Raw genomic sequence first — 26,088 nt, forward strand, 5'->3', positions numbered from 1 at the left:
AGGCACTCCAAGCAGCCCTCCACGACGTCGTCACCCGGCACGAGAGCCTGCGCACCGTCTTCCCCGAGGACACCGACGGACAGCCCTACCAGCGCATCCTCGACGTAGCGGAACCGGGCGGGATCCTGAGTGTCGTCCCGGCCGACGCCGCCGAGCTCCCCGCTCTGCTCGCCGCCGAGGCCACCCGCGCATTCGACCTCGCCACCGACCTCCCCCTCCGCGCACACCTCTTCACCACCGGCCCCGACCAGCACGTACTCCTGCTCGTCATGCACCACATCGCCGGAGACGGCTGGTCGACGGCACCCCTGATGCGGGATCTGTCGCAGGCCTACGCGGAACGCTGCCGGGGACTGTCCCCCGAGTGGAACGAACTGGCGGTGCAGTACGCGGACTACGCCCTGTGGCAGCGTGAGCTCCTCGGTGCCGAGGACGACGCCCACAGCCTGGTCGCCCAGCAGGTCGCGTACTGGCAGGAGCAGCTCACCGGCCTTCCCGAGGAGTTGCAGCTCCCGGCCGACCGGACCCGCCCGGCCGTGGCGTCCTATCGAGGCGGTTCGGTGCCGCTGGTTCTCGACGCGGATCTGCACCAGCGGGTCGTCGACCTCGCGCGTGCTCAGGGCACGAGCGTGTTCATGGTCATGCAGGCCGCCCTCGCCGCCCTGCTCACCCGCCTCGGCGCCGGCAACGACATCCCCATCGGCTCGCCCATCGCAGGCCGTACCGACGACGCGCTCGACGACCTCGTCGGCTTCTTCGTCAACACCCTCGTCCTGCGCACGGACACGTCCGGCGACCCGACGTTCCGGGAGCTGCTGGAGCGGGTCCGGGAGACGGACCTCGCGGCCTACGCCCACCAGGACCTGCCGTTCGAGCGGCTCGTGGAGCTCGTCAACCCCGTCCGGTCCATGGCCCGGCACCCGCTGTTCCAGGTCATGCTGGCCTTCCAGAACAACACCGCCGCCGGCCTCGAGCTGGTCGGTGTCGACATCGACGTCGAGCCTCTCGGCCAGGTCACCGCGAAGTTCGACCTGGGATTCACCCTGGCGGAGCGTTTCGGCGCCGACGGAGGCCCGTCCGGCATCGAGGGTCAGGTCGAGTTCGCCGCAGACCTTTTCGACGCGGCCACCGTGGAGCTGGTGGCGGAGCGGCTGGTGCGGCTGCTCGACGCCGTCGTGGCCGATCCCGAGCGGCCCATCGGACGGGTGGAGATCCTCTCCGACGAGGAGCGGCAGCGGCTGCTCACCGAGTGGAACGACACGTTCCATGAGGTGCCGGAGACGACTCTGCCCGACCTCATCGAGCAGCAGGCGGCCCTCACTCCTGACGCCACTGCCGTGGTCTTCGAGGGCGAGGAACTCACCTACGCCGAGCTCAACGTCCGCGCCAACCGGCTTGCCCACCACCTCATCAGCACGGGCACCGGACCCGAGCAGATCGTCGCGATCGCCCTGCCCCGCTCCATCGAGCTCATCGTCTCGCTCGTGGCCGTGCTCAAGGCCGGTGCGGCGTACCTGCCCGTCGACCCGGACTACCCGGCCGACCGCATCACCTACATGCTCGACGACGCGGCACCCACCTGCGTCATCACCGACACACAGACCCTGCCCGTCGTCGGGTCCGCAACCACTCCCGTGATCGTCCTCGACGACCCCGGGACCATCACCGAGCTCACGGGCAACCCCGACCGGACTCTGCGTCCCGGCCAGCCCGCCTACGTCATCTACACCTCCGGCTCCACCGGCCGGCCCAAGGGCGTCGTCGTCCCCCACAGCGGAATCGTCAACCGCCTGCTGTGGATGCAGTCACGCTACGAACTCACCGCCGACGACCGGGTCCTGCAGAAGACGCCCTCCAGCTTCGACGTCTCGGTCTGGGAATTCTTCTGGCCCCTGATCACCGGCGCCCGTCTCGTCGTCGCCAAGCCCGACGGCCACAAGGACCCCGCCTACCTCACCGGCCTCATACGTAAGCAGCAGGTGACGGTCACGCACTTCGTGCCGTCCATGCTCCAGACCTTCCTGGCCCACCCGGACGCCGGCCGCTGCACCACACTCCGCCACGTCTTCGCCAGCGGCGAAGCACTCCCCGGCCCCGTGCAGGCCCAGTTCCGGAACACCCTCACCACCACCCCGCTCCACAACCTCTACGGCCCCACCGAAGCATCCGTAGACGTCACCGAATGGGAATGCCGCACCGAAGACGACAACACCACCACCGTCCCCATCGGCGCACCCATCTGGAACACGAGCACCTACGTCCTCGACGACCGCCTCCAGCCCGTCCCGCCCGGCACCCCCGGCGAGCTCTACCTCGCCGGCACCGGCCTCGCACGCGGCTACCTCAACCGGCCCGCCCTCACCGCCGAACGGTTCGTAGCCGACCCCTTCACCGGCACCGGTGCACGCATGTACCGCACCGGCGACCTCGTACGCCACCGCACCGACGGAACCCTCGAATACCTCGGCCGCACCGACCACCAGGTCAAAATCCGAGGCTTCCGCATCGAACTCGGCGAAATCGAAGCCGCACTCACCGCACAGCCGCACATCGCCCACGCCGCCGCCGTCGTCCGCGAGGACCGGCCCGGCGACAAGCGACTGGTCGCCTACGTCGTCGCCGAGAGCGCCAACCTGTCGACGGACACCCTCCGGGCAGCCCTCGCCACCCGCCTCCCCGACTACATGGTCCCCGGCACCGTCCTCACCCTCGACACCCTCCCCCTCACCCCCAACGGCAAGCTCGACCGCAAGGCCCTCCCCGCACCCGACTACGCCGCCCTCACCACAAACCGCACACCCCGCAACCCCCACGAAGAAACCCTCTGCGCTCTCTTCGCCGAAGTCCTCAGCCTCGACACCGTCGGCATCGACGACAACTTCTTCGACCTCGGCGGCCACTCCCTCCTCGCCACCCGCCTCATCAGCCGCATCCGCACCACCCTCGGCACCGAACTCGCCATCCGCACCCTCTTCGAAACCCCCACCGTCGCCGGCCTCGCCGACCAACTCACCGACACCGACACCACACCCGTACGACCCGAGCTGGTCCCGGCAGTCCGCCCCGACCGCCTGCCGCTGTCGTTCGCGCAGCGCCGGCTGTGGCTCATCAGCCGGCTCGAAGGCGCGAACGCCACCTACAACATCCCCATGGCGGTCCGCCTCACCGGCGCCCTCGACGAACAGGCACTCCAAGCAGCCCTCCACGACGTCATCAGCCGGCACGAGAGCCTGCGCACCGTCTTCCCCGACGACGCGGACGGTCAGCCGTACCAGCAGGTGCTGCAGCCCGGCCGGGCCGTCGAGCTGCTCGCGTTCACCGAGGCCGAGGTCACCGGCGAGGCCGAGCTGTCCGCCGCCCTCCACGAGCACGCGAGCTGCGGGTTCGACCTGGCCGTCGATCTGCCCCTGCGGGCCTGGCTCTTCGCCACCGGCCCCGACCAGCACGTACTCCTGCTCGTCATGCACCACATCGCGGGCGACGGCTGGTCCCTGGCCCCCCTCGCCCACGACCTTTCCGTTTCCTATACCGCGCGCCTTCAGGGCTCCGCCCCCGCCTGGACGGCACTGCCCGTGCAGTACGCCGACTACACGCTCTGGCAGCGCGAACTCCTCGGCGACGAGAACGACCCCGAGAGCGTCATCTCCCACCAGGCCACGTACTGGAAGCAGACCCTCGCCGGGATTCCCGAGGAGCTGGAGCTGCCCTTCGACCGGGCGCGTCCTGCCGTCGCCTCCCACAAGGGCGGTTCAGTGCCGCTGGCTCTCGACGCGGAACTGCACCAGCGGATCGTCGACCTCGCGCGTGCTCAGGGCACGAGCGTGTTCATGGTCATGCAGGCCGCTCTCGCCGCCCTGCTCACCCGCCTCGGCGCCGGCAACGACATCCCCATCGGCTCCCCGATCGCAGGCCGTACCGACGACGCGCTCGACGACCTCGTCGGCTTCTTCGTCAACACCCTCGTCCTGCGCACCGACACCTCAGGCGACCCCACCTTCGAAGAGCTCCTCCAGCGCGTCCGCGACACCGACCTCGCGGCCTACGCCCACCAGGACCTCCCCTTCGAACGCCTCGTGGAACTCCTCAACCCCGTCCGCTCCATGGCCCGCCACCCCCTCTTCCAGGTCATGCTGGCTCTCCAGAACAACACGGAGGCCGGTCTCGACCTCCCGGGCGTCGACTTCGGCCTCGAGCCCCTCGATCTGACCACCGCCAAGTTCGACCTCGGTCTCACGCTGACGGAGCGCTTCACTCCGGACGGCGCCCCGGCGGGCATGGACGGCTGCACCGATTACGCGACGGACCTTTTCGACCGCTCCACCGTCGAGCTGCTCTCGCAGCGACTGGTCCGCCTGCTCGACGCCGTCGTCACCGACCCCACCACCACCGTCGGACAGGTGGAGATCCTCTCCGAACAGGAGCGACACCAGCTCCTCACCGGATGGAACGACACCCGCCACGACATTCCGCGGACCTCCATCCCCGAGCTGTTCGAGCAGCAGGCGGCCCGTACTCCCGACGCCACCGCCGTGCTCTTCGAGGGCGAGGCCCTCAGCTACGCCCGGCTCAACGCCCGCGCCAACCGGCTCGCCCACCACCTCATCGGCGCGGGCACCGGCCCCGAGCACATCGTCGCCGTCGCTCTGCCCCGCTCGCCCGAGATGGTCGTCGCGCTCATGGCCGTGCTCAAGGCCGGGGCTGCGTACCTGCCCGTCGACCCGGACTACCCGGCCGACCGCATCGCCTACATGCTCGGCGACGCTGCACCCACCTGCGTCATCACCGACACACAGACCCTGCCCGTCGTCGGGTCCACCACCGCTCCCGTGATCGTCCTCGACGACCCCGGCACCGCTGCCGCACTCGCGGACCGTACCGACGCCGCCCCCGACCGGACCGCGCACCCCGACCACCCCGCGTACGTCATCTACACCTCCGGCTCCACCGGCCGGCCCAAGGGAGTGGTGATCCCGCAGAGCGGAATCGTCAACCGCCTGCTGGCGATGCAGGAGCGGTACGAACTCGCCGCGGACGACCGGGTGCTCCAGCAGTTGCCGTCGAGCTTCGACGGCTCGGTGCGCGAGCTGTTCTGGCCGCTGATCACCGGGGCGGTGACGGTGCTCGCCAAGCCGGACGGGCACAAGGACCCGGCGTACATCAGCGCGTTGATCCGCGACAGCAAGGTGACGATCGCGGGCTTCCCGGCCTCGATGCTGCAGGCGTTCCTCACCGCCCGGGGCGTCGGCGAATGCACCTCGCTGCGCCACGTCTTCGTGGGTGCCGAGGCGGTCCCCTCCTCACTGCAGACGGAGTTCTTCAAGGCGCTCGACGTTCCGCTGCACAACGTCTACGGCCCGACCGAGACGACGGTCGACATGACGGAATGGGAGTGCCGGGACGAGGGCCGGGCCGACGTCTCGGTCCCGATCGGCGTCCCCGTCTGGAACACGCGGGTGTACGTGCTCGACGGCGGGCTGCGTCCGGTGCCCGTGGGCGTGGCGGGTGAGCTGTACATCGCGGGAGTGGGCCTGGCGCGCGGCTACCTCAAGCGCCCCGCCCTGACCGCGGACCGCTTCGTGGCCGACCCGTTCGGGGGCCCTGGCGAGCGGATGTACCGGACCGGTGACGTGGTGCGCCGGCGCGCCGACGGAAACCTGGAGTACGTGGGCCGGGCCGATGACCAGGTCAAGATCCGGGGCTTCCGCATCGAACTGGGCGAGATCGAGGCCGTCCTCGCCGCGCAACCGCAGGTCGCCCACGCGGCCGTCGTCGCACGCGAGGACCGGCCCGGCGACAAGCGGCTCGTCGCCTACGTCGTGCCTGCCGGCGACGCCCGTCCGGCGCCGGCCGAGCTGCGCGCGGCGGTGGCCGGACGACTGCCGGAGTACATGGTTCCGGCCGCGGTCATGGTCCTGCCCGCCCTGCCGTTGTCCCCGAGCGGCAAGCTGGACCGCAAGGCCCTCCCCGCTCCCGACTTCGAGGCCCTCTCCACCGGGCGCCGTCCGCGCACGCCGCAGGAGGAGATCCTGTGCGGGCTGTTCGCCGAGGTGCTCGGCCTGGAGCGGGTCGGCATCGACGACAGCTTCTTCGACCTCGGCGGGCACTCGCTGCTCGCCACGCGCCTCGTCAGCCAGGTGCGGGCGGCCCTCGGTGTGGAACTGCAGATCCGTGAACTGTTCGAGGCGCCGACGGTGGCCGGTCTGGCCGGGCGGCTCCCGGCGTCCGGCCAGGCCCGTCGCCCGGCACTGCGGCGGATGCGCAGGCCCGACTGACGCAGCGAAGACCGACAGAAGCAGTGGTTCGTTCCGTGTGCCGGCAGAACGGCACCAAGCCTGTTCGCCGTTTTGTACTGCCCTTTGGGCCCACGCGCGATGTGGGTTCAAAAATGAAGGAGATGACATGATTCCTTTGTCGTTCGCGCAGCGGCGGCTGTGGTTCATCAGCCGACTGGAGGGCCCGAGCGCCACGTACAACGGACCGCTCGCGGTGCGTATGTCCGGTGCGCTGGACCACGACGCCCTGCAGGCGGCCCTGGGTGATGTCGTCGACCGGCACGAGAGCCTGCGGACCGTCTTCCCCGAGGGGCCGGAGGGGGAGCCGTACCAGCGGATCCTGGGGCAGGCCGAGGCGGCCGGGCTGCTGGAGTTCGTCAGGGCGGAGGTCGCCGACGAGCAGGAGCTGACGTCGGCGCTGGAGCGCGCGGCACGCTGCGAGTTCGACCTGGCGCACGACCTGCCCCTGCGCGCGTGGCTGTTCACCAAGGGTCCGGACGAGCACGTCCTGCTGCTGGTGCTGCACCACATCGCCGCGGACGGCTGGTCCATGGCGCCCCTGGCCCGGGACCTGTCCTCGGCGTACGCGGCGCGGACCGGGGGCCTGGCCCCCTCATGGGACGAACTGCCGGTGCAGTACGCCGACTACACGCTCTGGCAGCGTGAACTCCTCGGCGACGAGGACGACCCCGAGAGCGTCGTCTCCAACCAGATCACGTATTGGCGGAAGACGCTGGAGGGCGTTCCGGAGGAGCTGCGGCTCCCCTTCGACCGGCCCCGCCCGGCCGTCGCCTCGCACAAGGGCGGCTCGGTGCCGCTGGGGCTGGACGCGGAGCTGCACGGGCGGATCGCGGCGCTCGCCCGCGAGCAGGGCACGAGCGTGTTCATGGTGATGCAGGCCGGCCTCGCCGCCCTGCTGACCCGCCTCGGCGCGGGTACGGACATCCCCATCGGCTCGCCCATCGCCGGCCGGACCGACGTGGCGCTGGACGATCTCGTCGGCTTCTTCGTCAACACCCTCGTCCTGCGCACGGACACCTCGGGCGACCCGACGTTCCGGGAGCTGCTGGAGCGGGTGCGGGAGACGGACCTCGCGGCCTACGCCCACCAGGACCTGCCGTTCGAGCGGCTCGTGGAGGTCCTCAACCCGACCCGTTCCATGGCCCGGCACCCGCTGTTCCAGGTCATGCTGGCCTTCCAGAACAACACCGCCGCCGGCCTCGACCTGCCCGGCATCGACGTCGGCCTCGAACCGCTGGAGATGGTGGCCGCCAAGTTCGACCTCGGGTTCCACCTCGGTGAGTCCTTCGCCGCGGACGGCAGCCCGGCGGGTGTCGAGGGCCATGTGGAATACGCCGCGGACGTCTTCGACGCGGCCACCGTGGAGCTGGTGGCGGAGCGGCTCGTGCGGCTGCTCGACGCCGTCGTGGCCGATCCCGAGCGGCCCATCGGACGGGTGGAGATCCTCTCCGCCGAGGAGCGACAGCGGCTGCTCACCGAGTGGAACGACACGTTCCATGAGGTTCCGCAGACGACTCTGCCCGACCTCATCGAGCAGCAGGCAGCCCGCACCCCTGACGCCACTGCCGTGGTCTTCGAGGGCGAGGAACTCACCTACGCCGAGCTGAACGTCCGCGCCAACCAGCTCGCCCATCGCCTCATCAGCACGGGCACCGGACCCGAGCAGATCGTCGCGATCGCGCTGCCCCGCTCCATCGAGCTCATCGTCTCGCTCGTGGCCGTGCTCAAGGCCGGTGCGGCGTATCTGCCGGTGGACCCGGACTACCCGGCCGACCGCATCGCCTACATGCTCAGCGACGCGGCACCTGCGTGCGTCATCACCAACACGCAGACTCTGCCGGTGATCCCCCGGTCCGAGGTCCCCGTGATCGTCCTCGACGACCACGCCGGTGCCACCACGACCGACACCGTCGACAACCCCGACCGGAATCTGCTTCCCGGCCAGCCCGCCTACGTCATCTACACCTCCGGCTCCACCGGCCGGCCCAAGGGCGTCGTCGTCCCCCACAGCGGAATCGTCAACCGCCTGCTGTGGATGCAGTCACGCTACGAACTCACCGCCGACGACAGGGTCCTGCAGAAGACGCCCTCCAGCTTCGACGTCTCGGTCTGGGAATTCTTCTGGCCCCTGATCACCGGCGCCCGTCTCGTCGTCGCCAAGCCCGACGGCCACAAGGACCCCGCCTACCTCACCGGCCTCATACGTAAGCAGCAGGTCACGGTCACCCACTTCGTGCCGTCCATGCTCCAGACCTTCCTGGCCCACCCGGACGCCGGCCGCTGCACCACACTCCGCCACGTCTTCGCCAGCGGCGAAGCACTCCCCCACGCAATCCAGACCCAGTTCCACCGGGCTCTCACCACCACCCCGCTCCACAACCTCTACGGCCCCACCGAAGCATCCGTAGACGTCACCGAATGGGAATGCCGCACCGAAGACGCCAACACCACCACCGTCCCCATCGGCGCACCCATCTGGAACACGAGCACCTACGTCCTCGACGACCGCCTCCAGCCCGTGCCACCCGGCACCCCCGGCGAGCTCTACCTCGCCGGCACCGGCCTCGCACGCGGCTACCTCAACCGACCCGCCCTCACCGCCGAACGGTTCGTAGCCGACCCCTTCACCGGCACCGGCGCACGCATGTACCGCACCGGCGACCTCGTACGCCACCGCACCGACGGAACCCTCGAATACCTCGGCCGCACCGACCACCAGGTCAAAATCCGAGGCTTCCGCATCGAACTCGGCGAAATCGAAGCCGCACTCACCGCCCACCCCCACGTCGCCCAGGCGGTCGTGCTGGTGCGCGAGGACCTGCCCGGCGACAAGCGACTGGTCGCCTACGTCGTCCCGGACGAGGGTGCGGAGCCGACCTCCGAGACTCTCCGCTCCGCCATAGCCGGGCGTCTCCCCGACTACATGGTCCCCGGCACCGTCCTCACCCTCGACACCCTCCCCCTCACCCCCAACGGCAAGCTCGACCGCAAGGCCCTGCCCGCACCGGACTACGCCGCCCTCACCACCAACCGCACACCCCGCACCCCCCACGAAGAAACCCTCTGCAACCTCTTCGCCGAAGTCCTCAGCCTCGACACCGTCGGCATCGACGACAACTTCTTCGACCTCGGCGGCCACTCCCTCCTCGCCACCCGCCTCATCAGCCGCATCCGCACCACCCTCGGCACCGAACTCGCCATCCGCACCCTCTTCGAAACCCCCACCGTCGCCGGCCTCGCCGACCAACTCACCGAAGACGCGGAGGCGGCACACCCGCCGCTGATGCCGGCGGAAGTCCGCCCCGAGCGCCTGCCGTTGTCGTTCGCGCAGCGCCGGTTGTGGTTCATCAGCCAGCTCGAGGGCCCGAACGCCACCTACAACATGCCGCTCGCCGTCCGCCTCACCGGCACCCTCGACGAGCAGGCACTGCAGGCAGCCCTCCACGACGTCGTCACCCGGCACGAGAGCCTGCGCACCGTCTTCCCCGAGGACGCCGACGGACAGCCCTACCAGCGCATCCTCGACATGGCCGAGCTCAGCCCCGTCCTCGGCATCGTCCCGGCCGACGCCGCCGAGCTCCCCACTCTGCTCGCCGCCGAGGCCACCCGCCCATTCGACCTCGCCACCGACCTCCCCCTCCGCGCACGCCTCTTCACCACCGGCCCCGGCCAGCACGTACTCCTGCTCGTCATGCACCACATCGCCGGGGACGGCTGGTCCATGGCGCCCCTGGCCAAGGACCTTTCCGCCGCGTACGCCGCGCGCCTTCACGGCCGTGCGCCCGCCTGGGCGCCGCTGCCCGTGCAGTACGCCGACTACACGCTCTGGCAGCGCGAGCTCCTCGGCGACGAGAACGACCCCGAGAGCCTGATCGCCCGGCAGCTCGCCCACTGGCAGCAGGCCCTCGCCGGTGCCCCCGAGGAGCTTCAGCTGCCGGCCGACCGGCCGCGTCCCGCCGTGGCGTCGTACGAGGGCGGTACGGCCTCCTTCACGGTCGACGCCGCCGTTCACCAGGGGCTGCTGGACCTGGCGGCGGAGCACCGGTCCACGGTGTTCATGGTGATGCAGGCCGCCCTCGCGGCGCTGCTCACCCGCCTCGGCGCGGGTGAGGACATCCCGATCGGCTCGCCGGTCGCCGGCCGGACCGACGACGGGCTCGACGACCTCGTCGGCTTCTTCTCGAACACGCTGGTGTTCCGCGTCGACACGTCCGGCAGGCCGAGCTTCGCCGATCTGCTGGAGCGGGTCCGTCAGGTGGACCTGGCCGCCTTCGCGCATCAGCACGTCCCGTTCGAGCACGTGGTGGAGGCGCTCAACCCCACGCGCTCGATGGCCCGGCACCCTCTCTTCCAGGTGATGTTCGGGTTCGAGAACAACGCCGAGGCGGTGCTGGAGCTGCCGGGGCTGAGCGTCGGCATGGAGCACGTGGCCGCCATCCGGTCCAAGTTCGACCTCGGTGTGCACGTCAGTGAGCAGCGGGGCGCCGACGGGGCCGCGACCGGCCTCTCGGGGACCTTCGACTTCGCGAAGGACCTGTTCGACCAGGGCACGGTCGAGACGATGGCGCGCCGCTTCGAGCGGCTGCTGGCGGCGGTGGTCGCCGATCCGCACGCGCCGCTGAGCCGGGTGGAGGTGCTGTCCGAGGACGAGCGCCACAAGCTGCTCGTGGAGTGGAACGACACCCGGCACGAGGTGCCGGCGGCGACGGTTCCGGCGTTGTTCGAGGAGCAGGTGGCCCGTACACCCGACGCGCCGGCGCTCGTGTTCGAGGACACGGTGCTGAGCTACGCCGAGGCGAACGAGCAGGCTAACCGGCTGGCGCGGCTGCTGGTCGGCATGGGCATCGGTCCGGAGCGGGTGGTGGCGCTGGCCTTCCCCCGCTCGGAGAAGATGGTCGTGGCGCTGCTGGCCGTGCTGAAGGCCGGGGCCGCCTATCTGCCCATCGATCCGGAGTATCCGGCGGAGCGCGTGGCGTTCATGCTGGAGGACGCGGCTCCGGCGTGTGTGCTGACGGTTCGCGGGGCGGCGGGGCTGCTGCCCGCCGACGGTCCCCGACGGGTCGTGCTGGACGACCCGGCGACCGTGGCGAGCCTGGCCTCGCTCGCCGGTACGGATGTCACCGACGCGGAGCGCACGGCGCCGTTGTCGCTGTCCCACCCGGCGTACCTCATCTACACGTCCGGCTCGACGGGCCTGCCCAAGGGCGTCGTGGTCGAGCACCACAGCCTGACGAACTACACGGTGCGGTGCTGGAGCGCGTACCCGGGTGTGAAGGGCACCGTGCTTCTGCACGCCTCGTTCGCGTTCGGGGCGATCGTGACGACGCTGCACGCCGTGCTCACCGTCGGCGGCTGTGTCCGTGTGTCGGCGATCGAGAACGTCGCGGCGGAGGATTTCGGGGACTTCACGTTCCTCAAGGTCACGCCCAGCCATCTGCCGCTGCTGGCCGACAGGTTGTCGGGGTCGTGGGCGGGGCAGCTCATGATCGGCGGCGAGGGCATTTCCGTGGAGCGGCTGCGGGCCTGGCGCGCCGCCCATCCGGACGCCGCCGTGGTCAATCACTACGGTTCGACCGAGGTGACCGTGGGCTGCCTGGACAATCCGATCGAGGTCGGGCGGCCGCTCGACGTCCCGGGTCCGGTGCCGATCGGCCGGCCCATGTGGAACACCCGCGTCTACGTCCTCGACGACGGGCTGCGGCCGTTGCCGCCGGGCATGGCGGGTGAGCTGTACGTCGCGGGCGCCCAGGTGGGGCGCGGGTACATCGGGCGGCCGGGGCTGTCCGCGGAGCGGTTCGTGGCGGATCCGTTCGGCGGTCCGGGCGAGCGGATGTACCGGACCGGGGACGTCGCCCGGTGGACGGCCGACGGCCTGCTGCAGTGCCTGGGCCGTGCGGACGACCAGGTGAAGGTGCGCGGTTTCCGGATCGAGCTCGGCGAGATCGAGTCGGTGCTGGCGCAGCATCCGGGGGTCTCCCGTGCCGTGGCGCGGGTCCGCGAGGACGTCCCGGGCGACCAGCGGCTGATCGCCTACGCGGTGCCCGCGCCGGCGGCCGGCGCGGATTCGGGTGCGGTCCCGCTCGACGCGCGGGAGCTGCGGGCCTATCTGATGGAGCGGTTCCCCGCGTACATGGTCCCGGCCGCCGTGGTGGTGCTGGACGCGCTGCCGTTGAACCCGAACGGCAAGCTCGACCGCGCTGCCCTGCCCGCGCCGGACTTCGACGCGCTGGCCGGGGGCCGTGAGGCGCGGACGCCGCGGGAGGAGGTGCTGTGCGGGCTGTTCGCCGAGGTGCTGGGCGTGGAGCGGGTCGGCATCGACGACAGCTTCTTCGAGCTCGGCGGGCACTCGCTGCTCGCCACGCGTCTGATCAGCCGGGTCCGTTCGACGCTGGGCGCGGAGCTCGGCATCCGGGTGCTGTTCGAGGCGCCGACCGTCGCGGGCCTGGCCGGCCGGCTGGCCGAGGGCGGGGGCGAGGTCGTACGGCCGTCGCTGCTGCCGGCGGTCCGGCCCGAGCGGCTGCCGTTGTCGTTCGCGCAGCGCCGGCTGTGGCTCATCGGCCGGCTCGAGGGCCCGAGCGCCACCTACAACGTGCCCATGGCGCTCCGCCTCTCCGGGCCGCTCGACGCGGCGGCCCTCAGGGCGGCCCTGGGCGATGTCGTCGCCCGGCACGAGAGCCTGCGGACGGTCTTCCCCGAGGACGCCGACGCCCAGCCGTACCAGCGGGTGCTGGAGCCGGGCGAGGCCGCCGGGCTGCTGTCGTTCACCGAGACCGCGGTCTCCGGCGGGCAGGACCTGGGCGTGCTGCTGCGGAGGGACGCGGGCTTCGCGTTCGATCTGGGCGCCGACCTGCCGCTGCGACTGTCGCTGTTCGCCACCGGCCCGGACGAGCACGTCCTGCTGCTGGTCATGCACCACATCGCCGGGGACGGCTGGTCCATGGCGCCCCTGGCCCGGGACCTGTCCACGGCCTACGCCGCACGGATCGAGGGGGCGGCGCCCGGCTGGGCGGCGCTGCCGGTGCAGTACGCCGACTACACGCTCTGGCAGCGTGAACTCCTGGGCGACGAGAAGGACTCCGGGAGCCTGGTCGCCCGGCAGCTGGCCCACTGGCAGCAGACGCTGGCCGGCGTTCCCGAGGAGCTGCCGCTGCCCTTCGACCGCGGCCGGCCGCCCGTGGCGTCGCACGAGGGCGGCTCCGTGTTCTTCGGTGTCGACGCCGCACTGCACGGGCGGGTCGTCGACCTCGCGCGTGCTCAGGGTACGAGCGTGTTCATGGTGATGCAGGCGGCCCTGGCCGCTCTGCTGACCCGCCTCGGCGCGGGTACGGACATCCCGATCGGCTCTCCGATCGCGGGCCGCACCGACGACGCGCTCGACGACCTGGTCGGCTTCTTCGTCAACACCCTCGTCCTGCGCACGGACACCTCGGGCGACCCGACGTTCCGGGAGCTGCTGGAGCGGGTACGGGAGACGGACCTCGCGGCCTTCGCCCACCAGGACGTGCCGTTCGAGCGGCTGGTGGAGGTGCTGAGCCCGGTCCGTTCCATGGCGCGGCACCCGCTGTTCCAGGTCGTCCTGACGCTGCAGAACAACACGGCGGCCACGCTCGGCCTCCCCGGCGTCGACGTCGCCGTCGAACCGCTGGGGCCGGGCGCCGCCAAGTTCGACCTGGGATTCACCCTGGCGGAACGCTTCGCCGCCGACGGAAGCCCGTCCGGCATCGAGGGGCAGGCCGATTACGCGACCGATCTGTTCGACCGTTCCACGGTGGAGCTGCTGTCGCAGCGACTGGTGCGTCTGCTCGAAGCCGTCGTCGCCGACCCCGAGCGGACCGTCGGGGAGGTGGATGTCCTCTCCGACCGGGAGCGGCACCGGATCCTGACCGAGTGGAACGACACCTCCCGCTCCCCCGAGGTCCCCGCGGTCACGATCCCCGAGCTGTTCGAGCGGCAGGCGGCCCGCACGCCCGATGCCACCGCGGTGGTGTTCGAGGGTGAGGAGCTCAGCTACGCCGAGCTCAACAGCCGGGCCAACCGGCTCGCCCACCACCTCATGAACCGGGGCACCGGCCCCGAGCAGATCGTCGCGATCGCGCTGCCCCGCTCCGCCGAGCTGGTCGTCGCCGTCCTGGCCGTGCTCAAGGCCGGGGCCGCCTACCTGCCCATCGACCCCGACTACCCCACCGACCGCATCGCCTACACGCTCGCGGACGCCCGGCCCGTGCGGGTGCTGACCGACGCGCGGACCGCGTCCCGCCTGCCGGGGAGCGGTCCCGAGCGGGTGGTGCTGGACGATCCCGCGACCGGGGCGCTCCTGCGCGGCCTGCCGCACACCGACCCCGGCCGGGGTGATTCCCTGCGGCCCGGCCACCCCGCGTACGTCATCTACACCTCCGGCTCCACCGGCCGGCCCAAGGGCGTGGTCGTCCCGCACCGGAACGTGGTGCGGCTCTTCGGCGCCACCCAGGACACGTTCCGCTTCACGGGCGACGACGTGTGGACGCTGTTCCACTCCTTCGCCTTCGACTTCTCCGTCTGGGAGCTGTGGGGCCCCCTGCTGCACGGCGGCCGCCTCGTGGTCGTCCCGCACCGGACCTCCCGTACCCCGGCCGACTTCCTCGGGCTGCTGGTCCGGGAGAAGGTCACCGTCCTCAACAAGACGCCGACCGCGTTCCACCAGCTGGCGCAGGCCGACGCCGAGAACCCGGCGCTCGGCCAGGACCTGGCGCTGCGCCTGGTCGTCTTCGGCGGCGAGGCGCTCGAACCGGGCCACCTCAAGGGCTGGTACGAGCGGCACGCCGACGACGCGCCCGCTCTGGTGAACATGTACGGCATCACCGAGACCACCGTGCACGTCACGTGGAAGACCCTCACCCGTGCGTCGGCCGCCGCCGGGTCGGGCAGCCTGATCGGGCAGCGGATCGCCGACCTGAGGACGTACGTCCTCGACGACAGGCTGCGGCCGGCTCCCCTCGGGGTCCCCGGCGAGCTCTACGTCGCCGGTGCCGGTCTCGCCCGCGGCTACCTGGGCCGGCCCGCCCTCACGGCGGAACGGTTCGTGGCCGATCCCCACAGCGCCACGGGTGCGCGCATGTACCGCACCGGTGACGTCGTACGCCGCCGGGTGGACGGGAGCCTGGAGTATCTGGGCCGGGCCGACGACCAGGTCAAGATCCGGGGCTTCCGCATCGAACTCGGCGAGATCGAGGCCGCCCTGGCCGCACAGCCGCACGTGGCCCACGCCGCCGCCGTCGTGCGCGAGGACCGGCCCGGTGACAAGCGACTGGTCGCCTACGTCGTCGCCGAGAGCGCGGAGCTGTCGACGGACACCCTCCGGGCGGCCCTCGCCGGACGCCTCCCCGACTACATGGTCCCCAGCACCGTCCTCACCCTGGAGGCCCTCCCCCTCACGCCCAACGGCAAGCTCGACCGCAAGGCCCTCCCCGCACCCGACTACACGGCCCTCACCACCGGCCGCAGGCCCCGCACGCCCCAGGAAGAGGTCTTCTGCGGCCTCTTCGCCGAGGTCCTCGGCCTGGAGACGGTCGGCATCGACGACAACTTCTTCGAGCTCGGCGGCGACAGCATCCTGTCGATCCAGCTGGTGAGCCGGGCCCGGAAGGCCGGTCTGGTCGTCTCGCCCGCGGACGTGTTCCGCTGCAAGACCGTCGAGGCGCTGTCCGCGGTCGCCGTCACCGCCGAGGCGGACGGGGCCGTGGCGGAGGATCCGCGGGACGGGACCGGCCCCCTCGAACCGACGCCGATCGTGCACTGGCTGCGTGAGCGCGGCGGCCCGGTGGAGGGGTTCAACCAGTCCGTGCTGCTGAGCGTGCCGGCCACCCTGGGCCAGGTCCGGCTGACCACGGCCGTGCAGGCGCTGCTGGACCACCACGACGCCCTGCGCATGCGGCTGTCCCGGACGGACGGCGACGACCGGTGGGAGCTGGAGATCGCGGAGCGGGGCGCGGTGCGCGCCGACGCGTGCGTCCGCCGGGTCGACGTGACCGGTACGGACGAGGAGGCGCGCCGCGCGGTGACGGCCGAGGAGGCCCTGGCCGCGCGGGACCGGCTCGCTCCCGACGCCGGGGCGATGGTCCAGGTCGTGTGGTTCGACGCGGGTCCGCGCGAGTCCGGGCGGCTGCTGCTGGTGCTGCACCACCTGGTGGTCGACGGTGTGTCGTGGCGGATCCTGCTGACCGACCTGGAAGCGGCGTGGGCGGAGCTGGCGGCGGGCCGCAGGCCCGCTCCGGAGCCGACCGGTACGTCGCTGCGCCGCTGGGCCGACGGGCTGACGGCCCTCGCGCGCAGCTCGTCGCGGGCGGCGGAGCTGACGACCTGGCAGGGCATCCTGGAGGGCGACGACCCGCTGCTGGGCGGCCGGGCGTTCGACCCGCTGGTCGATGTGGTCGGCTCGGCCCGTTCGGTGACCATGTCGCTGCCGGTGGAGGAGACCGAGGCCCTGCTCACGCGGGTGCCGGCGGCCTTCCACGCCGGGGTCAACGACGTGCTGCTGACGGGCCTGGCCCTGGCGGTGGCCGACCGGCGCCGGCGGCTGGGGCGGGGCGGCGACTCCTCGGTGCTGCTGCACCTGGAGGGGCACGGCCGCGAGGAGGCCGTGGTCGGGGCCGATCTGTCGCGGACGGTGGGCTGGTTCACCAGCATCTATCCGGTGCGCCTGGATACGGCCGTCGACGACTGGGACGAGGTGTGGGCCGCCGGGCCGGCCGTGGGCGACGCGCTCAAGCGGGTCAAGGAGCAGTTGCGGGCGCTGCCCGACAACGGGGTGGGCTACGGCCTGCTGCGCCACCTCAACCCGGAGACGGGCCCGGTGCTGGCCGCTCTGGCGCAGCCTCAGATCGGCTTCAACTACCTGGGCCGGTTCGCGGTGGGCGACCGGGCCGGGCACGGGACCGGAAGCGGTGTCCCGGGTGCCGGGGACTGGCGTCCGGTCGCCGAGGACACCGGTCTGACGGGCGCCGACCCGCGCATGCCGCTGCCGCACGCGCTGTCGGTCAACGCCATGACCGAGGACCACGCGGACGGTCCGAGGCTGACGGTGACGTGGTCGTGGCCCGGGGAGCTGCTGGCCGAGGCCGACATGCGTGATCTGGCCGAGGCGTGGTTCCGGGCGCTGCGGGTGCTGATCGAGCACACCCGTGATCCGGAGGCCGGCGGGCACACCCCGTCCGACGTGCCCCTGGTGTCCCTCTCCCAAGCCGACCTTGATCTGGTCCAGAAGATGTGGAGGTCGTCCAAGTGACGCCGCAGTACGGTGGCAGCGCCACTCTCCCCCAGCTCGCCGGCGATCTCGCCGCGCTCGTCGCGGCGGTGCGCGAGGCCGTGGTGGGCGCGTCGGCGCCGGCGCAGGCCGCGGACCGGGTGGCGGAGCGGCTGCGGCCGTTCCTCACCCGTCCCGGGCTGCTGGCGGAGCCGCAGTGCGAGGGCGACCCGGCGGGGTACCGCCAGCACGTCCTGCACACGGAGCCGGACGGGAGCTTCTCCGTCGTCGCCCTGGTCTGGCTGCCGGGTCAGGAGACCCCGGTGCACGATCACGTCTCGTGGTGCGTGACCGGGGTGCACGAGGGCGAGGAGACCGAGCACCGCTACCGCGTCGTCGGCGGTGACGGCGGCGAGCGGCTGCTGGCCACCGAGGTGATCGTCAATTCCGCCGGTGAGGTCGGCGGGTTCGCGCCTCCCGGCGACATCCATCTCGTGCGCAATTCGGGTTCCACGCGCGCGATCTCCCTCCATGTCTACGGGGCGGACGTCGGCCGGCTGGGCTCGAGCATCCGGCGCGTCTACCCGCAACCGCGCGTCAGCGCCCAGTCGTGAAAACTCCCCGCTCCGGCGGGGATCTCTGCAGGAGGTACGTCATTAATTCCGGTGATCACTACTCGCTCGTCTGCACGCGATGCGGAGCGCGGGTGGCCGATGACGGTACGAGATCGGGCTGTGCGCTGTGCGGCGACGATTCGATGCTCCGTACGGAGTACGAGGCCGAGGGCTTCGGCGTCGATCCCGGCGCGTCCGGTGTGTTCCGCTACCGCCAGTGGCTGCCCGTGCGGCGCGAGGTGGCCGGTTCCGGCAGGCCCGCGGTGTTCCGGAGCGAGGGCCTTGGCGGCGCGCTCGGGCTGCGGGATCTGTGGATCTCCTTCAGCGGCTACTGGCCCGAGCGGAACTGCGGCATGCGCTCGGGCACGTTCAAGGAACTGGAGGCGTACACGGTCCTGGGGCGCGTCCCCGAGGATGCCGGGGTGATGGTCGTGGCGTCCGCGGGCAATACGGCGGCGGCCTTCGCGGCCGCCTGCCGGGACTACGCGTTCCCGTGCCTGCTGGTGATTCCCGAGCGGGCCGTCGCGGGCCTGGCGGTCGCCGGGGAGGTCGGGGAGCACGTGAAGGTGGTGGCACTGGAGGGTGCCACGTACAACCAGGCGATCGCCTACAGCCGCCGGCTCGTCGCGTCCTCGCCCGAGTTCTTCGCCGAGGGCGGCGTCCGCAACGTCGGCCGCAGGGACGGGCTGGCCGTGGTGGCGCTGACCGCGTACGAGGAGACGGGCCGGCTGCCGGACTTCTACTTCCAGGGGGTCGGCAGCGGGGCCGGTGCGATCGCGACGTACGAGGCGGCCGGCCGCATCATCCGTGCGTCGGCGTCGTCCGGCGGGGATGAGGCGATGCCCCGCCTGTTCCTCTGCCAGAACGCGGAGTTCGCCCCGCTCCACGAGGCGTGGACCGGGGCGGAGGGTGCGCATCCCGACGGCCAGCGGCAGGTGCTCGCGCCGGAACTGGTCAACGCCGCGCCGCCGTTCTCCCTGGCCGGCGGGGTGCGGGACATCCTGACGCACAGTGCGGGCGAGATGCTCGTCGCGGACCGGACCTCCGCGCTGGCCGCGTCGGCGATGTTCGAGGAACTGGAGGGCGTGGACATCGAGCCGGCCGCGGCGGTGGCCGTCGCCTGTCTGCGCGACGCCGTTCTCGACGGCCGCGTGCCGAAGGACGCCCGGATCCTGCTCAATGTGACGGGCGGCGGGCGGCGGCGCTCCTTCGCGGCGCTGGACGGCGCCTGTCACCGTCCCGACCTGCGGACGGCGCATCCCGACAGCGCGCCCGAAGCCATCTCGTCCGACATCCTCAATTCCTTCTCGAAGGGGGCCCGACGTGTCCAGCTCATCTGAGAACCTGCTGCAGATCATGGATCTGCACGGTTCGCTGGGATCACCGGTCAGCGAATCCATGAACTTCCTCAACGAGGTGGCCCAGCGCTACCCCGACGCCGTCTCACTGGCGGCCGGGCGCCCGTTCGAGGGGTACTTCGACCTCGACGCGATCCCGCGCTACCTCGACACCTTCCGCCGGCACCTGACGTCCGAACTGGGCGGTGACGAGGCGGCGGTGACCCGCACGATCCTGCAGTACGGGCGGACCAAGGGCATCATCCACGGCCTGATCGCCGAGAACCTGCGGATCGACGAGGGCATCGTCGCCGACCCGGAGTCGATCGTGGTGACGGTCGGCTGCCAGGAGGCCCTGTACCTGACGCTGCGCGCCCTGCGCCGCACCGAGAAGGACGTGCTGCTGGCGGTGACGCCCACCTACGTGGGGGCGCACGGGGCGGCGCAGCTCGTGGACATGCCGGTCCTGCCCGTCCGGGAGTCGGGCGCGGGCATCGACCTGGACGATCTGGTGGCCGTCGTGGAGCGGGCCAGGGCGGCGGGACAGAATCCCCGTGCGCTGTATGTGATCCCGGACTTCGCGAACCCCAGCGGTGCCAGCCTGAGCCGGCAGACGCGGCTGGATCTGCTGCGGATCGCGCAGGAGCACGACTTCCTCGTCCTCGAGGACAATCCGTACGGTCTCTTCGGTGACGGTGCCGGGCTGCCGACGCTGAAGTCGCTGGACGGCGACGAACGCGTGGTCTATCTGGGCTCGTTCGCCAAGACAGGCATTCCCGGTGCGCGGGTGGGCTTCGCCGTGGCCGGTCAGCGGGTGGCCGTGGCGGGCGGCGGGACGGAGAGCCTCGCCGACCAGCTCGCGAAGGTCAAGAGCATGCTCACGGTGAACACCTCGCCCATCGCGCAGGCGGTCATCGGCGGCAAGCTGCTGGAGAACGGCTGCAGCCTGCGCACGGCGAACGAGCGGGAGATCCGCACGTACCAGGACAACCTCCGCCGGATGCTGAAGGGGCTCTCCGAGCGCTTCGGCCAGGACGGGGCCCCGCAGGTCTCCTGGAACACGCCGGGCGGCGGCTTCTTCCTCGTCGTCACCGTGCCCTTCGCGGCAGGCGACGACCTGCTGGAGCTGAGCGCACAGCGCCACCGGGTGCTGTGGACCCCCATGCACCACTTCTACGCCGACTCCCGGCCCCGCAACCAGATCCGGCTGTCCTTCAGCCATCTGCTGGCGCCGGAGATCGAGGCGGGTCTGGACCGGCTCGCGGACTTCGTCCGTGAGCAGTCCGCCGGCCGTTAGTTCCCGACACACCACCGAGAGCGCGACACCAGCGCGACGCGATCAAGAGGAGCCATGGAACACTACATTCCGGTAATCCGGAGCAAGCGCAGGTCGTGGGGATGGACCTACCGATGACCATGACCGCCGACCTGCCCACCCCCCTGTCCGCCACCGCGGGCCTTCCGCACCCCGGTGCGCTGGCCACCGCCCCGCACACCGCGCTCGACGTGCCCGGCGTGGCCCGCGTCGTCGGGGTGGGAACCGCCGTGCCCCCCACCTCGTACTCCCAGCAGGACCTGCTCGACATCTTCCGGATCGAGGATCCGCGGATCCGCTCGATCTTCCTCAACAGCGCGATCGACCGGCGCTTCCTCACCCTGCCCCCGCAGGGCGAGGACGGCACCCGCGTGCTGGAGAAGCAGGGCGAACTGCTCGCCAAGCACAAGGCGCAGGGCATCGACATGGGCGTCCGGGCCGTCGAGGAGTGCCTCAAGGACGCCGGCGCCGAGCTGTCCGACATCGGCTACCTGTGCTGCGTGACGTCCACGGGCTTCCTCACCCCGGGGCTGAGCGCGCTGCTCATCCGCGAACTCGGCATCAGCCGCCACTGCAGCCGGATCGACATCGTCGGGATGGGCTGCAACGCCGGGCTCAACGCCCTGAACGCGGTGAACGGCTGGGCCAGGGCGCACCCCGGCCAGCTGGCGGTCATGGTGTGCATCGAGTCGTGCTCCGCCGCGTACGTCTTCGACGGCACCATGCGTACGTCCGTCGTCAACAGCCTCTTCGGCGACGGCTCGGCCGCGGTGGCCCTGGTCGCCGGCGAGCGGGACGGCCGCGACGAGCCGCCGGCCGCACTGCCCGCGGTGGCCGTGGAGCCGGTCCCCGAGCCGCGCATCCTGAAGTTCGCCAGCTGCGTCATCACCGACGCCGTCGACGCGATGCGCTACGACTGGGACGCCGAGCAGGACCGGTTCAGCTTCTACCTCGACCCCCACGTGCCGTACGTGGTGGGAGCCCACGCCGAGATCGTCGTGGACCGGCTGCTCGAAGGCACCGGGCTGCGCCGCAGCGACATCGCCCACTGGCTGGTGCACTCCGGCGGCAAGAAGGTCATCGACGCCGTCATGGTCAACCTCGGCCTGACGCGCTACGACCTGCGGCACACCACGGGTGTGCTGCGTGACTACGGGAATCTTTCCAGCGGTTCCTTCCTCTTCTCCTACGAACGGCTGCTCAAAGAGGGCGTCGCCCGGCCGGGCGAGTACTGCGTGCTGATGACGATGGGACCCGGCTCGACGATCGAGACCGCCCTGGTCCGCTGGTGACGATGTGACCGAGCAGAGAGGCAATGAGAAGTTGAACCCCACCGGTATTTCCCCCCGGTCCGCCGAGGACTTCACGATCCGCGTCGATGGCGCCCGGCCCCTGACGGCGGCGACGGTCGCGGGGCTGACCGCCCTCGCCGACCGCGTCGAGGACTCCGGCGCCCCGCAGGTCGCCGTCCTGCACGTCACCGGCGCCCCCGAGGACTCCTGGACCCGGGAGGTGAGCCTGCCCCTGGTCAACAAGTGGGAGCGGGCCCTGCGCAGGCTGGAGCGACTGGACGCCGCCACGGTCGCCGTGGCCACGGGCGACTGCGGCGGCGTGGCGTTCGAGGCGCTGCTCGCCACCGACTACCGCATAGCCGCCGCCGGCGCCCGGCTGACGGTGCCCTCCGACGTCAACGGCGTCTGGCCCGGCATGGCCGTCTACCGCCTGGCCAACCAGATCGGCATCGGCCCGACCCGCCGCACGGTGCTCTTCGGCCTCCCCCTCCCCGCGAGCGAGGCCCTGGGCCTGCACCTGGTCGACGAGGTCGCGGACGACACCGAGGCCGCGCTGGCGAAGACGGTCGCCCTCCTCGGTTCCAGGGCGGGCCAGGGCCTGGGCGTACGACGGCAGCTCATGCTGGACGCGACGACCACCCGCTTCGAGGACGCCCTGGGCAGCCACCTCGCCGCCTGCGACCGGGTGCTGCGCCGGGTGCCCGCCGAGGTCGCTCCGTGAGCGCGCCGGCCGGCCTCGCCGAGGCCCGGCAGGCCCTGGCGCAGGAGGCCGCCGGCGTCGACGAGCTGCTGGCGTCGCTCCCCGAGCCCGCGGACCGCTCCCCGGAGCAGCGCGCGCTGGCCGCCGAGGCCAAGAACCGCGGCCGGGCGCTGCGCAGCCGGTTCATGCGGACGCACGGCGAGGCGGTGTACGACGAGCTGACGCAGCAACGCACGGTCCATCTGCGCCTCGCGGAGCTGGTCGAGGCCGCCGCGGCGGCCTTTCCCGGGCTGGTGCCCACCGCCGGGCGGATGGCGGCCGAGCGGACCCGTCCGCAGGCCGGCAAGGAGGGGCACGAGATCGACCAGGGCATCTTCCTGAGCCAGGTGTTGGGTTCGCCGGTCTCCGGTCCCCACCTCATGGACGCGATGCTCAGGCCCACGCCGCGGGCCCTGGGCCTGCTGGCGGAGTTCGAGCGCACGGGGAGCGTGGACCTGGGCTCCGTGCTGCTCGAACGGCGGGACGGTGCCGCGCATCTGACGATGTGCCGGGACGACTGCCTCAACGCCGAGGACAACCGGCAGGTCGAGGACATGGAGACGGCCGTCGACCTGGCGCTGCTGGACCCGGCGGTGCGCGTCGCGCTGGTGCGCGGCGGCGTCATGACCCACCCCCGCTACCGGGGCCGGCGGGTCTTCAGCGCGGGCATCAACCTCAAGAGCCTGCACGCCGGGGAGATCTCCCTGGTCGACTTCCTGCTGCGCCGGGAACTGGGCTACATCCACAAGATCATCCGCGGGGTGCTGACCGACCACGACCGGTCGTGGCAGTCCCGCACGATCGAGAAGCCGTGGGTGGCGGCGGTGGACGGGTTCGCCATCGGCGGCGGGGCCCAGCTGCTCATGGTCTTCGACCGGGTCCTGGCCGGCGCCGACACCTATTTCAGTCTGCCGGCGGCGCAGGAGGGCATCGTGCCCGGCGCCGGCAATCTGCGGCTGGGCCGGCTGGCCGGCGGGCGGATCTCCCGCCAGGTGGTGCTGTGGGGCCGCCTGATCCGGGCCACCGAGCCGGACGCCGGGTTCCTCTTCGACGAGGTGGTGGAGCCGCAGGAGCTGGACGCGGCGGTGGAGGACGCCCTGCGGCGCCTCGACAGCCCTGCGGTGGTCACCAACCGGCGGATGGTCAACCTGGCCGAGGAGCCGCCGGAGGCGTTCCGGCAGTACATGGCCGAGTTCGCCCTGCAGCAGTCGCTGCGGCTGTACAGCGAGGACGTGATCGGCAAGGTCGGCCGTTTCACCGCGGCCTCCGCCGCCCGTAGCTGACGCGAAAGGACCGGCCGCGGACACCCCTTCTCGTGAGGGGGTGTCCGCGGCCGGTTCCGCGGGTGCGTTCCGTGGCCCCCTACAGCACCGCCTCCAGTGAGTCGGCGAGGATCTCCAGGCCTTCGGTGAGCTCCTCGGCGGTCGTGGTCAGCGGCGGCATGAGCTTGACGACCTCGCCCTTCGGCCCGGAGGTCTCCATCAGCAGGCCGCGCCGGAACGCCTCTTCGCAGACGGCAGCGGCCTGGTGGGGATCGGCCAGGACGATGCCCCGGGCCAGTCCGCGCCCGCGCAGGCCGCTGACGCCGCCCGGCCTCGCCTCGGCGATCCCGGCGAGCGCCCGCCCGACCTGTTCGCCCTTGGCGAGGGTCTCCTTCTCGAACGCGTCGTCGCGCCAGTAGCCGAGGGCGGCGGTGGCCGTGACGAACGCGGGGTTGAAGCCGCGGAAGGTGCCGTTGTGCTCCCCCGGCTCCCATATGTCCAGGCCGCTGCGGAACAGCGTGAGAGCCATCGGCAGGCCCAGGCCGCTCAGGGACTTGGAGAGGCAGACGATGTCGGGGGTGATCCCGGCCTCTTCGAAGCTGAAGAACGCTCCGGTGCGCCCCACGCCCATCTGTACGTCGTCGACGATGAGCAGGATCCCGTGCCGCTTGCACAGCGCGTCGAGGTCGCGCAGCCACGGCGCGGAGGCAGCGTTGAGGCCGCCTTCGCCCTGGACGGTCTCGACGATGACCGCGGCCGGCTTGTCGAGGCCGCTGCCGCTGTCCCGCAGCATGCCCTCCAGCAGGGCCAGGCCGCCCGCGTCCCCGGTGCCCTCGCCCAGGTAGTTCTCGTAGGGCATCGTCACGGTGTGCTCGAGGGGGACGCCGGCGCCGGCGCGCTTCATGGCGTTGCCCGTCACCGCGAGGGCGCCGAGCGTCATCCCGTGGAAGGCGTTGGTGAAGCTCACCACGGTGCGGCGGCCGGTGTACTTGCGGGCCAGCTTGAGGGCCGCCTCGACCGCGTTGGTGCCCGCCGGGCCGGGGAACTGGACCTTGTAGTCGAGTCCGCGCGGCGCCAGGACGACTTCGTGGAAGGTGCTCAGGAACTCCCTTTTGGCGACCGTGTACATATCGAGGCTGTGCACGATGTTGTCGTCGGCGAGATAGGAGAGGAGTTCCGCCTTGATGCGCGGGTTGTTGTGCCCATAATTGAGCGTCCCGGCTCCGGCGAAGAAATCGAGGTAGGGGCGCCCGCTTTCGTCGTACATGTGGCTGCCCAGTGCCCTGCCGAAGACCGCGGGCCAGCTACGGCAGTAGCTGCGCACCACCGATTCGCGGTCTTCGAATACGCCCGTTGCCGTCATGTCGCTCCCTTGTCGGGGATCTGAGGGGATACCGGAGGGGGAATCGGGGTGGGGGTCAGGCATGGTAGGGGCCGATACGGAAGAGCGCTTCCGGCTCATGGCCGTCGGGGAAGAGTTCCGCGCCCAGGAACGGCACCTGCTCCAGCGGTGCGTCATGGTCGCGGGCGAAGGACCGCAGGAGGTTCTCCGAGGCCGTGTTGTCGGGCGTGACCGTGCCTTCGAGGTAGCGGAAGCGCGGGTCGGAGTGGGCGATGTGGTCGATCATGCGCCGCGCGAGCCCCCTGCCGCGCAGCGTGGCGTCCACCCCGCTCTGCCAGGCGAACACCGTCTCCGGATCGTCCGGCCGGGCGAAGCCGATGATGTATCCGCACACACCGTCCGCGGAGCGGGCGACCACCGAGGTCTTAGCGAAGTCACGGCACCAAAGAAGATAGAAGTACGGTGAATTGACGTCGACCGACTTCTCGTGTTCGCAGGCAAGACGCCATATTGCGTGACCGTCTTCCAGTCGCGGTGTCTCAAGCCGGATTTCCCCCGTGTGTGGGGGCTTGGGATCAGCTGGGAACGACATGATCCGCCGCCCTTTCAAGTCGTGTTCGGCTTTCCGTCCGGATCGATTGCGTAGATCAACATCCGGCCCGGTCAGCATAGTTGA

General features: G+C 71.4%; 9 protein-coding genes and 1 pseudogene. 8 read left to right on the forward strand and 2 right to left on the reverse strand.

The window, feature by feature from the left end; genetic code table 11:
* From ACIGXW_RS15905 to dpgC, 8 genes and pseudogenes are all read left to right on the forward strand, one after another.
* Positions 1–6,272: amino acid adenylation domain-containing protein (locus ACIGXW_RS15905; protein WP_399573522.1), on the forward strand; the 6,272-nt coding region annotated here is incomplete at its 5' end.
* Between the two features lie 130 nt (positions 6,273–6,402).
* Positions 6,403–17,553, forward strand: a pseudogene (locus ACIGXW_RS15910) (amino acid adenylation domain-containing protein); the annotation flags it as partial.
* On the forward strand, positions 17,550–18,125 hold the full coding sequence (locus ACIGXW_RS15915; RefSeq protein ID WP_399573523.1) for a cysteine dioxygenase: 576 nt from the start codon (positions 17,550–17,552) through the stop codon (positions 18,123–18,125). The pseudogene ACIGXW_RS15910 and the gene ACIGXW_RS15915, both read left to right, overlap by 4 nt.
* Complete coding sequence (locus ACIGXW_RS15920; protein WP_399573525.1) at positions 18,122–19,465, forward strand: cysteate synthase; 1,344 nt, start codon at positions 18,122–18,124, stop codon at positions 19,463–19,465. Before ACIGXW_RS15915 ends, ACIGXW_RS15920 begins: the two co-directional genes overlap by 4 nt.
* Before the next feature lie 16 nt (positions 19,466–19,481).
* Entirely contained in the window at positions 19,482–20,759 is a 1,278-nt protein-coding gene (locus ACIGXW_RS15925) for a PLP-dependent aminotransferase family protein (protein ID WP_399574026.1), read from the forward strand.
* 113 nt (positions 20,760–20,872) lie between these two features.
* Complete coding sequence (gene dpgA / locus ACIGXW_RS15930; protein WP_399573526.1) at positions 20,873–22,069, forward strand: 3,5-dihydroxyphenylacetyl-CoA synthase DpgA; 1,197 nt, start codon at positions 20,873–20,875, stop codon at positions 22,067–22,069.
* 4 nt (positions 22,070–22,073) lie between these two features.
* Positions 22,074–22,790: an enoyl-CoA-hydratase DpgB gene (gene dpgB, locus ACIGXW_RS15935; RefSeq protein WP_399573527.1), complete on the forward strand. Its 717-nt coding sequence runs from the start codon at positions 22,074–22,076 to the stop codon at positions 22,788–22,790.
* A complete protein-coding gene (dpgC, locus tag ACIGXW_RS15940; protein WP_399573528.1) occupies positions 22,787–24,091 on the forward strand; it encodes a (3,5-dihydroxyphenyl)acetyl-CoA 1,2-dioxygenase DpgC in 1,305 nt (434 codons plus the stop codon). The genes dpgB and dpgC overlap by 4 nt, the downstream gene beginning before the upstream one ends.
* 79 nt (positions 24,092–24,170) lie before the next feature.
* Here dpgC and ectB read toward each other — a convergent pair whose 3' ends face one another.
* Positions 24,171–25,433: a diaminobutyrate--2-oxoglutarate transaminase gene (gene ectB / locus ACIGXW_RS15945; protein ID WP_399573529.1), complete on the reverse strand. Its 1,263-nt coding sequence runs from the start codon at positions 25,431–25,433 to the stop codon at positions 24,171–24,173.
* Between the two features lie 55 nt (positions 25,434–25,488).
* Positions 25,489–26,082, reverse strand: coding sequence for a diaminobutyrate acetyltransferase (ectA, locus tag ACIGXW_RS15950; protein ID WP_399573530.1), 594 nt, complete (start codon positions 26,080–26,082; stop codon positions 25,489–25,491).
* Positions 26,083–26,088: the final 6 nt, after the last annotated feature.

Source organism: Streptomyces sp. NPDC053079, from assembly GCF_044546695.1.
In the GTDB taxonomy this organism is placed as follows: domain Bacteria; phylum Actinomycetota; class Actinomycetes; order Streptomycetales; family Streptomycetaceae; genus Streptomyces.